At 65.6% G+C, this 12,655-nt stretch carries 8 protein-coding genes; 5 read left to right on the forward strand and 3 right to left on the reverse strand.

The genetic code is table 11. From position 1 onward, the window contains the following. Positions 1–58: 58 nt before the first annotated feature. The 3 genes from C8J45_RS04835 to C8J45_RS04845 form a co-directional block, all read right to left on the reverse strand. Positions 59–625, reverse strand: coding sequence for a CHAP domain-containing protein (locus C8J45_RS04835; protein WP_107962043.1), 567 nt, complete (start codon positions 623–625; stop codon positions 59–61). Between the two features lie 99 nt (positions 626–724). Then, positions 725–1,579 carry a MoxR family ATPase gene (locus C8J45_RS04840; RefSeq protein ID WP_107962044.1) on the reverse strand — a complete coding sequence of 285 codons (855 nt, stop codon included), beginning with the start codon at positions 1,577–1,579 and terminating at the stop codon, positions 725–727. A gap of 67 nt (positions 1,580–1,646) precedes the next feature. Continuing rightward, positions 1,647–2,315 (reverse strand): DUF6975 family protein, encoded by a 669-nt coding sequence (locus C8J45_RS04845; protein ID WP_308811329.1) that lies wholly within the window; start codon positions 2,313–2,315, stop codon positions 1,647–1,649. A 248-nt stretch (positions 2,316–2,563) separates the two neighbouring features. Between C8J45_RS04845 and C8J45_RS04850 the strand changes: the two genes are divergently transcribed. The 5 genes from C8J45_RS04850 to C8J45_RS04870 all read left to right on the forward strand — a co-directional run bounded on the left by C8J45_RS04850 (position 2,564) and on the right by C8J45_RS04870 (position 12,648). Then, positions 2,564–4,876, forward strand: a complete 2,313-nt coding sequence (locus C8J45_RS04850) for a S9 family peptidase (protein ID WP_107962045.1) — start codon at positions 2,564–2,566, stop codon at positions 4,874–4,876. A 6-nt stretch (positions 4,877–4,882) separates the two neighbouring features. Beyond that, a complete protein-coding gene (locus C8J45_RS04855; protein ID WP_107962046.1) occupies positions 4,883–5,599 on the forward strand; it encodes an MgtC/SapB family protein in 717 nt (238 codons plus the stop codon). 360 nt (positions 5,600–5,959) lie between these two features. Continuing rightward, positions 5,960–6,985 (forward strand): aspartate-semialdehyde dehydrogenase, encoded by a 1,026-nt coding sequence (locus C8J45_RS04860; protein ID WP_093397340.1) that lies wholly within the window; start codon positions 5,960–5,962, stop codon positions 6,983–6,985. A gap of 547 nt (positions 6,986–7,532) precedes the next feature. Next, entirely contained in the window at positions 7,533–11,729 is a 4,197-nt protein-coding gene (locus tag C8J45_RS04865) for a YadA-like family protein (RefSeq protein WP_219907332.1), read from the forward strand. Between the two features lie 142 nt (positions 11,730–11,871). Beyond that, entirely contained in the window at positions 11,872–12,648 is a 777-nt protein-coding gene (locus tag C8J45_RS04870; protein ID WP_107962048.1) for an alpha/beta fold hydrolase, read from the forward strand. The last annotated feature ends 7 nt before the right edge of the window (positions 12,649–12,655 follow it).

A 12,655-nucleotide genomic window follows, 5' to 3' on the forward strand; every position in this document is an offset into this window, starting at 1 on the left:
CGAACGCGGTCTTTCTTGGCTCTGGATCCTGACTTTCGTCACGATGACGGACGCGCGTTCAGCGGGCGATGGGTTCGCTGCTGACGGGCACGTAGGCGTCAATCAGCGCGCCGACATAATCGGGATTCCGGCTCGTCAGTTCAGCGGCCGCGTGCGCGTGGCCGTAGATGAAGCCGTAGACCGGATACACCCCGCCGCCGAGGCCATCGACGTCCTTGTACCAGACCTTGACGTCGCTCCAGTCGTTGTTGCGCGAGACATCGAACAGCGTGACGTCCTGTTCGGCATGCCCGCGTTCGCCGTTCTGGCGCGACCAGTTGGCATGCGTAAGCATGACGACGCGCTTCTCAACTACCCGGCTGACGACCGCGACATGGCCCATCGGCAGGCGCTTGGTCTTCTCGAACACGATCACCGCGCCTTCCTTCGGCTTGTGCGTGCGTTCGTATTTGCCGTCGGCCTGCTCCCACCAGGTCCAGGCGTTGCCGTAGATCTGGATACCCGACGCGGCGCGCGCGAAGGGGACGCACTGGCCGACATAATCGAGCAGCGAACCGGCATGGGCGCTGGCGGCCGTCGTGGCGGCAAGGGCGAGGCAGAGGAGCGTTCGGGGGATTCGCTTCATGCCTCCCGATACGCAGTCGACGATGACCGGCCGGTTTCGGCCTATGGTTAACGGTCTCGCTCGCCCCGTTTTTCGGGCAGGTGGGCGCGTGGTCTGTGCTTACCCCTGGTTCTTCTGCCGTTTCGCCATGAACGCGAGGCGTTCGAACAGCATCACATCCTGCTCGTTCTTGAGCAGCGCACCGTGGAGCGGCGGGATCGCCTTGGTCGGGTCTCGGTTCTGCAGGATGTCGAGCGGCATGTCCTCGTGCAGCAACAGCTTGAGCCAGTCGAGCAACTCGCTAGTCGAGGGCTTCTTCTTCAGCCCCGGCACGTCGCGGACGTCGTAGAACAGGTCCATCGCCTTGCTGACCAGGATCTTCTGGATGCCGGGAAAGTGGACGTCGATGATCGCCTGCATCGTCTGGCGATCGGGAAACTTGATGTAGTGGAAGAAACACCGGCGGAGGAACGCGTCGGGCAGTTCCTTCTCGTTGTTGCTGGTGATGATGACGATCGGGCGCTCGACCGCGCGCACGGTTTCCTTCGTCTCGTAGACGTGGAACTCCATCCGATCGAGTTCCTGCAACAGGTCGTTGGGGAACTCGATATCCGCCTTGTCGATCTCGTCGATCAGCAGGACGGGCGGCGCGGGTTGCGTGAACGCCTCCCACAGCTTGCCCTTGCGGATGTAGTTGCCGATGTCGTGGACGCGCGCGTCGCCGAGCTGGCCGTCGCGCAGGCGGGCGACCGCGTCGTATTCATAGAGCCCTTGTTGGGCCTTGGTGGTCGACTTGATGTTCCACTCGATCAACGGCGCGCCGAGTGCCTTGGCGATCTCGTAGGCCAGCACGGTCTTGCCGGTGCCGGGTTCGCCCTTGATCAGCAGCGGGCGGCGCAGCGTCACGGCGGCGTTGACCGCGACTTTCAGATCGTCGGTCGCGACGTAGCTCTGGGTGCCCTCGAAGCGCTTCATGCGATGTCCCGTCCGGTTCTGAATACCGGGTATGGATAGAGGGGAAGCGTCGGTCAGCGCAAGCCGGTTACAGGTCGCCGCGGGCACTCGATCGCGCTTCGAGCAGCGACCACAGGCCGCGGTGCTGTGCGAAGAGTTGCTGCGCGCCGAACAGGATCGCGCGTTCGCGACCGGGCGACGCGCCAAGACGAGCGATCGCCGCGGCCGTTTCGGACGCCGGCGGGAACGTCGAGAGAGGCGTCTGGACGCCGAACCGGTCTGCGGCCGCGTCGAGGACACGCCGGACACTGGCCCAGTCGTGAATCAGGGCGGCAACCGCGCCGGTCGCGCAGCCGGTGCGTTCCGAGCGCGCGAGCATCTCGAGCGCATGGCGTTCGCCAACCAGTGCGGATTCGCTTTCCGCCTGGCCCGGCGTCGACGGCAGTGGACCGACCGCGGCGGTCAGTTGGGCGAGATACGCACGTTCGTCGGCAAACCCGGCCGCCACGACAGTCAGCCAGCCGGTCGCTTCGGGGTGCACGGCATGGGCGAGAACGTCGGCGATCATGCCAGGATGATGGCAATGGATCGCGCATATCGCGTGCACCGCGTCGGAGAGGTTGCGCTGCGCCGGGCCGCCACCGATTAGGCGATGGATGTGCGGGTGCGCTGCGCTGCCGTCGGCCGCGCCCAGGCGGACGAGCGCGTCCCATGCGCTTGACGGCTCGATCTGTGTTACGGCGTTGGAAATCATCATATCCCAGACGTAATGCAGCGCGGCAAACCTCAACCGCGCTCCCTTGTCTCCGGTATCCTTATACGAAGCGCGTAAAGACGCGGTGAACGTCACTTTAAGTATCGCAGGATGCGGCAAGGTGCGATCGCGCGTCCCGTTGCTCCCGAGCGTTCACCTCGCAATGCGGACTTTACGCAGCCGTGTGGCACCGCGATAACGCGCCGCGTCGCCGATACGGCTCGGCGGCATGATCCCACGGAGACTACAGGATGCGCACATGGTTGCTCGGGCTTGCACTTGCTTCGGTCGGAACCGCCGCGATGGCCGCTGATCAGGTCACGCCGCCGGCTGCCCCCGCTGCACCCGCCGCTGCACCGATACGTCCGGTCGAAGCCGCCAAGCCCGGCGACCTGACGATGGCGCGCGTGTTCGGCAATCCGGACCTGTCGGGATCGCAGCCGAAAGCGGTCCGCCTGTCGCCCGACGGCACCCTGCTGACGAGCTTGCGCAACCGCGACGACGAGAAGGAGCGCTTCGATCTCTGGGCGGTCGACACCGCGACCGGGCAGGCGCGGATGCTGGTCGATTCGAAGACCGTCGGCAGCGGCGCGGAACTGACCGAGGCCGAGAAGATGCAGCGCGAGCGGGCGCGGATCGGCGGGCAGAAGGGCATCGTCGCGTATGACTGGGCGCCCGATGGCAAATCGATCCTCGTCCCGCTCGACGGCGACCTGTATCTCGCCGGGCTCGACGGCAAGGTGAAGCGGCTGACCAATACCCCCGGCGGCGAGCTGAACCCGGTAGTCAGCCCCAAGGGCAGCTTCGTCTCGTTCGTCCGCGACCAGAATTTGTTCGTACAGCCGCTCGCCGGCGGTGACGCGCGCGCGGTGACGACGGGCGGCGGCGGCACGGTGCATTTCGGCGAGGCGGAGTTCGTCGCGCAGGAGGAAATGGATCGCCGCATGGGCTATTGGTGGTCACCGGACGAGCAATATGTCGCGGTCGAGCGGTTCGACGAGGCCCCCGTCCACACCGCGACGCGCGCGTCGATCGGCGCTACGGGCACCAAGGTTTACGAGCAGCGCTATCCGGCTGCCGGTACGCCCAACGTGTTGGTCGATCTGTACATCATGAAGCCCGATGGCTCGGGGCAGGTGAAGGTCGATCTCGGCACCAACCCCGACATCTATCTCGCGCGGGTCGACTGGACGCCGGATGGCCGGATGCTTCTGGTGCAGCGCCAGAGCCGAGACCAGAAGCTGCTGGAGATGCTCCGCGTCGATCCGGCGACGGGCAAGTCCACCGTGCTGTTCACCGAGAAATCGGGCGTGAAGAGCTGGCTCAACCTGTCCGATGCGTATCACGTGCTCAAGGACGGCAGCCTGATCTGGCGGTCGGAGCGGAGCGGTTACGGCCAGCTCTACCGGTTCGCATCGGGCAAGTGGACGCAGCTCACCAAGGGCGACTGGGTCGTCACCGATCTGGTCGGCGTCGATGAAACCAAGGGGCGGCTGTTCTTCCTCGGCAACAAGGACGACGTGCTCGAGCAGCAGCTCTATTCGGTCGACGTCGCCAAGCCGAACGTCATCACCAAGCTGACCGAAGCGGGCTGGTGGAACAGCGCGACGATGGATGCGGCAGCCAGCCGGTTCATCATCTCGCGCTCGAACCCCAAGCAGCCGACTCAGGTCTATCTGGCGGACGCGACCGGCAAGCGGATTTCGTGGATCAACGAGAATGCGGTGGTCGAGGGGCATCCCTATTACCCGTATCTGTCGAGCCATCAGGAAACCAAGTTCGGGACTCTGAAGGCGAAGAACGGCATGACTCTCTATTACGAGATGATCACGCCACCGTTGGAACCGGGTAAGAAATACCCGGTGTTCTTCGAGCATTATGGCGGCCCCGGCACCGGCCAGCAGGTCACGCGCGGCTGGCAGGGCGGATTGCCGCAATATCTGGTCGATCGCGGCTGGATCTACTTCAAGATCGACAATCGCGGCTCGTATAACCGCGGCAAGGCGTTCGAGGACCAGATCTATCACGCGATGGGCACGGTCGAGGTCGAGGACCAGCTGTCGGGTGCGAATTACCTGAAGTCGCTGCCGTTCGTCGAACCGAGCAAGATCGCGACCTATGGCTGGTCTTACGGCGGCTATATGTCGTTGAAAATGCTGGAGAAGACGCCGGGCGTGTATGCTGCGGCCGTCTCCGGCGCGCCGGTAACCGACTGGCAGCTGTACGACACGCATTATACCGAGCGCTATCTCGGCGATCCGGCGAAGGACCCGGCGAGTTATGCGACGTCTGCGGCGGTTGAGGAGGCGAACCGCATCGTCGATCCGCTGCTGCTGATCCACGGCATGGCGGACGACAATGTGTTCCTCGACAATTCGACCAAGGTGGCCGCGCGGATGCAGGCGACCGCGACGCCGTTCGAGATGATGTTCTACCCCGGCTACACGCACCGCGTTTCGGGGCCGGGGATCAGCGAGCATGTCTGGGGGACGATCCTGAACTTCCTCGACCGGACGGTGAAGGACAAGCCGGTGCCCGAGGCGGCTGCGGTTCCGGTCAAGTAAACGCCGGTGCGGTTCGTCGAGACGTTTCACTTGTGGCCGTTCCTCGACACGGTGGTGAGCTATATCGCCGCGTTCGTGTTCGGGACGCTGATCGGGGCGGAGCGGCAATATCGCCAGCGCACCGCCGGGTTGCGGACGAATACGCTGGTCGCGCTGGGGTCGGCGGCGTTCGTCGATCTCGGGCAGCGGTTGGGCGGCGACGTCGAGTCGATCCGGATCATCGCGTACGTCGTGTCGGGGATCGGCTTCCTCGGTGCGGGCGTGATCATGAAGGAGGGGATGAACGTCCGCGGGCTGAACACCGCGGCGACCTTGTGGTGCTCGGCGGCGGTGGGGTCGTGCGCGGGGAGCGACATGATCGCGGAGGCGGGGTTGCTGACGTTCGTCGTGCTGCTCGCGAACACCGCGCTGCGGCCGCTGGTCGACGGGATCACCCGGATCCCGACCGAGGGGCGGACGATCGAGGCTACGTATAGTGTGATGGTGACGGCGGCGGCGGGGGATGCCGGGCCGATCGGCGATCTGGTGGTCGAGCATCTGGAGGCTGCGCAGTTGCAGGTGGCGGAGCTGGACGTCACCGAGCGGGGTGAGGACCGGGTGGAGATTGCGGCGACGCTGGTGGCGACGAACGTGCCGGCGGAGGAGCTGGATGCGATCACGGATCATCTGGCGAAGGTGCATGGGATCGAGCATGCGACATGGCAGGCGCGGACGCACGACTGAGGGTCGCACTTGGCGGTGCCTCCTCCCCAGCCGCCACCCCGGCGAAGGCCGGGGCCCAGTTGGAAAGGTCGCAGTAATGGACCGCAGCGCTCAGTTGGCAACGTCGCCCAACTGGGCCCCGGCCTCCGCCGGGGTGGTGCTACTGCTTGAGTAGGTGCTGATCACTATCGCTGAGCACTAGCGTGTCCCCCCGCGAAGGCGGGGGCCCAGTCTGGACCCCCGCCTTCGCGGGGGAACATTGGGGAGCGGGCAGTCCCTCACGGCCCCCAAACTCCCCCTATCCGCGCAACAAGTCGAAAGCCGTTGGACCTCGCCACGCAACGTCGGTACTGCGCCCCCAAGTCCAATCGGAGTTAAGACATGGGTTATCGGGTGGTGGTCGCGGGCGCGACCGGCAATGTCGGGCGCGAGATGCTCAATATCCTGGCGGAGCGCGAGTTTCCGGCGGACGAGATCGCCTGCGTCGCGTCGTCGCGCAGCCAGGGGTTGATGGTCGATTACGGCGACACCGGCAAGCAGATCAAATGCCAGAACATCGAGCATTTCGACTGGAACGGCTGGGACATGGCGCTGTTCGCGATCGGCTCGGAGGGCACCGCGGTCTATGCGCCGATCGCCGCCGCTGCCGGCTGCGTCGTGATCGACAATTCGTCGCTCTACCGCATGGACCCCGACGTGCCGCTGATCGTGCCCGAGGTGAACCCCGAGGCGATCGACGGCTACAAGGTCCGCAACATCATCGCCAACCCGAACTGCTCGACCGCACAGATGGTCGTCGCGCTGAAGCCGCTGCACGACGCCGCGAAGATCCTGCGCGTGGTCGTCTCGACCTATCAGTCGGTGTCCGGCGCGGGCAAGGCGGGCATGGACGAGCTGTTCGAGCAGAGCCGCAACATCTTCGTCGGCGATCCGGCCGAGCCCAAGCTGTTCACCAAGCAGATCGCGTTCAACGTGATCCCGCACATCGACAGCTTCCTCGACGACGGATCGACCAAGGAAGAGTGGAAGATGGTCGTCGAGACCAAGAAGATCCTCGACAAGAAGATCAAGGTCACCGCGACCTGCGTGCGCGTGCCGGTGTTCGTCGGCCATTCGGAAGCGATCAACATCGAGTTCGAGAATGAGATTTCGGCCGAGGAAGCGCAGAACATCCTCCGCGAAGCACCCGGCATCATGCTGGTCGATAAGCGCGAGGACGGGGGGTACATCACCCCGATCGAATGCGTCGGCGACTTCGCGACGTACATCAGCCGCGTGCGCGAGGATCCTACCGTCGAGAACGGCCTGAACCTTTGGTGCGTCAGCGACAACCTCCGCAAGGGTGCGGCGCTGAATGCGGTGCAGATCGCCGAACTGCTCGGGCGTCGGCACCTGCAGAAGGCCTGAACCGGACGGGGTGATTCGCCCCGTTTTCGGACAGATCGCGCGGACAGAACCGCGTCGCCATCGATTATGGCGGCGCGGTTTTTCGTTGCCTGCCGGATATGGGCAAAATTTCTGGGGAGGCATTTATCCAGTTTGGAAGTCGTCCCGAGCGGAGACCTATTTCATGTTCGGTTCCGTTCTCCGTGTTGTGAATCGAAGCATAATCCGGAATGCTGGCAATCCAGGAAGTAATGAAATTCATACTGGTTCGAAACTCAAACCATTACGAACTGTCTTTATGACCGAATAGATGTCGATATCGATATCGATACCGTTTAATCGGGTAACTTGCTGTTAGGGGTAGAGGTCGGAAACTTCACGCGTTCCAGTGATTAGGTCGAAATACGATCGGTCACCGGTAATGTTCGGGCTGCTGCTGCAGTCGCTAGTGGAGGTTATTGGCATGTCTACCGCGTCGACTTATCGCAATGCGTCGGGAGTACGGTACTCGGGCGGGATCGCTCTCAAACTGCACGAAACCGTCAGGACGCGTCGCGACACCGGCATCTTGCGGCAGATCCGCGGCGGCGTATCGCTGATCGGGCTGGCCGCCGCGACCACGCTCGCGTCGCAACCGGCCGCAGCCCAGGTCGTCCCGCCACCCAACGTCGTCGGCGTGTGCTCCGGCGTCAGCCTTCCGAAATCGGTCGTTACCGAGATCATTCGTCCGGTCATCGGCGGGGTCGTCACGCCGATAGAGAACACGCTCAATCCGATCCTGACGACCGTGAATCGAATTCTCCTCGTGCCACTGGTGGGTGGGGTAATTCCCGCCCTCCCGGCCACGACACAGACCATCGACGTGGATGGGTTGCTGACCGCTGCGGCCGATGGCGATGACATCACGCTGAGCGTACTTGACGTCAACGGAAACGCGGTTGGACCCAATTCCAGTTGCGTCTCGCAGGCGGACGGTTTCACGCTGCGAACGCCGGCCGGCATCGCAATCGGCGGCAACCGGATCACCGGCCTCGGCGCGACCGGCCCGGTAGCGGTAGCCGGTGAAGGCAACTCGATCGCGTTCGGTAACGCGGCGCAGACCGCCGCGACCGCAGCGGGCTCAATCGCGCTCGGCACCGGATCGACGGTCGGCGCCAATGCAACCGGCGCGGTCGCGCTCGGCACGGGTGCCAGCGCTACCGGCGTCAACGGGGTCGCACTGGGAGCGGGCAGTGTCGCGGCCCGCGTTCCGCTGACGGGGTATGCCGCGATCGGGCTGGCCGCTCCCCAGACGTCGGTCGGCGAAGTCTCGGTCGGGGCACCGGGTGCCGAGCGCCAGATCACCAACGTCGCGGCTGGATCCGCGGATACAGACGCCGTCAACGTCAGTCAGCTCGCGGGCGTGCAGGCCCAGATCGGCACGCTCGCCAGCGGCGCGGTTCAATATGATACCGCGGCGCAGGACCGCGTGACGCTGGCCGGAGCAGCCGGTACGACGGTCGGTAACCTAGCCCCGGGCGCGCTGAGCGCGACATCGACCGAGGCCGTCAATGGCAGCCAGTTGTTCGCGACCAACACCAACGTCGCCAACACCAACACCGCGGTCACCAATCTCACGACCAGCATCACCAATGGCGGCATCGGCGCGCTGCAATATTCCAGCGTCGGTGCGCCGACCACGCCGAACGGTGGCGTGCCATCGAACGACGCGACGCTGGTCGGCGGCGCGGCGGGTGCGGTCGCGTTGCACAATGTCGGTGACGGTGCGATCGTCGCAGGGTCGACCGACGCCGTGAACGGTGGCCAGCTTGCCACTGTGACGGGGCAGGTCGGCACCCTGGCAGCGCTCGGCGTGCAATATGACGACACGACGCGCGCCCGGGTGACGCTGGGCGGTGTCGGTGCTGGTACGCCCCCCGTTGCGATCGGCAACGTCGCGGCGGGTACGCTCGGCGCAACCTCGACCGATGCGGTCAACGGCAGCCAGCTGTTCGCGACCAATACCAACGTCACCAACCTGACGACCAACATCGCCAATGGTGCGATCGGTGCGCTGCAATATTCCAGCGTGGGTGCACCGACGACGCCGAACGGTGGCGTGCCATCGAACGACGCGACGCTCGTGGGCGGTGCCGCTGGCGCGGTCGCTTTGCACAACGTCGCGAATGGCAATGTCGCGGTGGGTTCGACCGACGCGGTCAACGGCGGTCAGCTCGCGAGTGTCTCGACCCAGATCGGCGGCTTGTCCGCGTTGGCGGTGCAGTATGACGACCTCAGCCGTTCACGCGTGACTTTTGGCGGTGTCGGCGCGGCTCCGGTGGTACTCGGCAACGTCGCGGCGGGAACGCTCGGCGCGACCTCGACCGAGGCGGTCAACGGCAGCCAGTTGTTCACGACCAACGCCAACGTCACCAACACCAACACGGCACTGACCAACCTGACGACCAACATCGCCAATGGCGGGATCGGCGCGGTGCAATATTCCGACGCCGCGACGCCGACCACGCCCAATGGAGGCGTGCCGAGCAACGACGTCGCGCTGGTCGGTGCGGCTGCGGGGCCGGTCGGGCTACACAATGTCGCTGACGGCAGCGTCGCGGTGGGATCGACCGACGCTGTGAACGGTGGCCAGCTGGCCAGCGTATCCGGTCAGGTCAGCGGCCTGTCGGCGCTCGCGGTGCAGTATGACGATCTCGGCCGGTCGCGGATCACGCTCGGCGGCGTCGGGACCGGTGCGGCGCCCGTCGTGATCGGCAACGTGGCGGCCGGGACGCTCGGCGCGACCTCGACCGAGGCGGTCAACGGTAGCCAATTGTTCGCGACGAATACCAATGTCTCGAACCTGACGACGAGCATCGCCAATGGCGCGATCGGTGCGCTTCAATATTCGAGCGCAGGTGCGCCGACCACGCCGAACGGCGGCGTACCGTCGAACGACGTGACGCTGGTCGGTGGTGCCGCTGGTGCAGTGGCGCTGCATAACGTCGGCGACGGCGTGGTTGCGGCGGGCTCGACCGACGCGGTCAATGGTGGCCAGTTGGCGACCGTATCCGGGCAGGTCGGCAATCTCGCCGCGCTGTCGGTGCAGTATGACGATCCGAGCCGGACGCGGGTGAGCTTCGGCGGCGTGGGCGCCGCACCGGTGGTGCTCGGCAACGTCGCGGCGGGGACGCTGGCGGCGGGATCGACCGAAGCGGTCAACGGCGGTCAGCTCGTCGGGCTGGGTACCAGCGTTGCGGCCAGCTTGGGTGGCCTGTCCAGCTATGACGCGGCAACCAACAGCGTGCTCGCCTCGATCGGCTTTGGCGGCGTGCAGTATGGCAGCGTCCAGTCGGTGTTCAACGCCGTCGATGGCGCGATCAACGGCGGTGCGGGTATCCGCTACTTCCGCGTTCTCTCGACCCGTGCCGACGCGACCGTGAGCGGGACCGACAGCCTGGCGATCGGGCCTGAGGCGACGGCAACGGCGGACAACAGCGTTGCGCTCGGGACGGGTTCCTCCGCGCTCCGTGGTGGTTCGCTCGGCTATGCGGCGCTTGGCCTTGGCGGGCTGCAGAACTCGGTCGGCGAAGTGTCGGTCGGTTCGGCCGGTGCGGAGCGACAGATCACCAACGTCGCGGCAGGCACCGCAGCAACCGATGCCGCCAATGTCGGACAGGTGGCCGGCGTTGCAGCACAGGTTGCGGCCCTCGGCACCACGACCGTCCAGTACGACAACGGCACGAAGAGCTCGATCACGCTCGGCGGTGCCGGCGGGACGGTCATCACCAATGTCGCGGCAGGCAATGTTGCTGCCGGATCGACCGATGCGGTCAACGGATCGCAGTTGGCCGCGACCAACACGCAGGTGGCGAACAACACGACCGCGATCACCAACCTGGGCAACCAGGTCGCCAATGGTGGCACCGGGCCGGTGCAATACTCCAACCCCGGCAGCGCCACCACGCCGAACGGTGGCACGAAGACCAACGACCTGACGCTGGTCGGTGCGGCGGCTGGCCCCGTCGGCCTGCACAATGTCGCGGGCGGTTCGATCGCGGCGGGATCGACCGACGCCGTCAATGGCGGGCAGGTCTATGCCTTGGCGCTGACGGCGGCGAATGCGGTGTCGTACAACACCGACGCCAACGGCGTGCGGACCAACACCGTGACGCTGGCGGGCGGCAATGCGGCGGCGCCGGTGACGATCGCCAACGTCGCCGCGGGTACGGTCGCGGCGGGGTCTGCCGAAGCGGTGAATGGTGGGCAACTCTACACCACCAACCAGGCGGTCGCGACGGCGCAGGGCACCGCGAACAGCGCGCTCGCACTGGGCAGCAACTCGGTGCAATATGGTCCTTCGCGTACCAACGTGACGTTCAATGCAGGCGGCCAGGCGATCGTGCTGAGCAACGTCGCGGCGGGCGTGTCGACCACTGACGCGGTCAATGTCGGGCAGCTGAACTCGGGCATCAACTCCGCGGTGACGCAGGCCAATGCGTACACCGATGGGCGGATCGCGGCGCTGAACTTCGACGTGCGCAACCTCCGTCGCGACACCTATGCCGGAACGTCCAACGCGCTGGCAGCGGCCGGACTGCCGCAGGCCTATGAAGCGGGCAAGGGGATGATCGCGATGGGCGGCGGCACCTATGCCGGCCAGTCCGCCGTCGCGGTCGGCATGTCGAAGGCATTCAGCGACGGACATACCGTCGTCAAGCTGAGCGGCACCTACGACTCGCAGGGGCGTGCCGGTGCATCGGGCGGGATCGGGTATCAGTTCTGATCCTGTTCGGAGCCACCAAGAGCGGGCGGCCTTCGGGTCGCCCGTTTTTGTTTGGACACAGACCAACCCGACGTTGGAGCGCAGAGAAGACGAAGGCGCGGGTTGACTTGGGCGGCGGCCCCCACGAATTGGCGGCGAACCAATGCAGGATGTGACCGTGGCCAGCACCCCGAGCGATACCCAGTTTTTCGAGAGCTTCGACGGCACCCAGATCGCGTGGCGCGAGGTCGGCGAGGGACGGCCGGTGGTGCTGATCCACGGCTATTTCTCCGACGCGAAGACCAACTGGATCCGCTATGGTCACGCCACGAAGATAGCCGCCAAAGGCTTCCGGGTGATCATGCCGGACCTGCGCGCGCACGGCGAGAGCGAAAAGCCGCACGGGCTGGAGGCGTATCCGGCGGATGCTCTGACGCAGGACGGCCACGCGCTGATCGCGCATCTCGGGCTGACGGAGTATGATCTTGGCGGCTATTCGCTGGGCGCGCGGACGACGTCGCGGATGCTGGCGACGGGCGCGACGCCGCGGCGGGTGATCTTCTCGGGCATGGGTCTCGAAGGGCTTACCCAGACGTCACGCCGTGCCGGGCATTTCCGGAATATCCTGACCAAGCTGGGGCAGCATGTGCAGGGTACGCCGGAGTGGCTGGCGGAGGCGTTCCTGAAGACGACGGGCGGCGATCCGGTTGCGTTGCTCGGTATCCTCGAGACGTTCGTGGATACGCCGCTGGAGTCGGTGAAGGCTATCCAGCAGCCGACTTTGGTCGTGTGCGGTGGCGAGGATCAGGATAATGGTTCGGCACCGGATCTGGCGGCGGCATTGCCGCACGGGACGTATGTCGAGACCCCGGGCGGGCATATGAGCGCGGTGGTGAAGCCCGAACTCGGCCAGGCGATCGCCGACTTCCTCGCCGCCTGACTCCGGC

This window comes from Sphingomonas sp. PP-CE-3G-477 (genome assembly GCF_003050745.1).
GTDB lineage: Bacteria > Pseudomonadota > Alphaproteobacteria > Sphingomonadales > Sphingomonadaceae > Sphingomonas.

What these genes read in the sequence shown, in the direction of transcription:
- C8J45_RS04850 (WP_107962045.1), top strand. Translation starts at nt 2,564, where the DNA reads ATGCGCACATGGTTGCTCGGGCTTGCACTTGCTTCGGTCGGAACCGCC.
- C8J45_RS04840 (WP_107962044.1), bottom strand. Translation starts at nt 1,579, where the DNA reads ATGAAGCGCTTCGAGGGCACCCAGAGCTACGTCGCGACCGACGATCTG.
- C8J45_RS04860 (WP_093397340.1), top strand. Translation starts at nt 5,960, where the DNA reads ATGGGTTATCGGGTGGTGGTCGCGGGCGCGACCGGCAATGTCGGGCGC.
- C8J45_RS04835 (WP_107962043.1), bottom strand. Translation starts at nt 625, where the DNA reads ATGAAGCGAATCCCCCGAACGCTCCTCTGCCTCGCCCTTGCCGCCACG.
- C8J45_RS04870 (WP_107962048.1), top strand. Translation starts at nt 11,872, where the DNA reads ATGCAGGATGTGACCGTGGCCAGCACCCCGAGCGATACCCAGTTTTTC.
- C8J45_RS04845 (WP_308811329.1), bottom strand. Translation starts at nt 2,315, where the DNA reads ATGATGATTTCCAACGCCGTAACACAGATCGAGCCGTCAAGCGCATGG.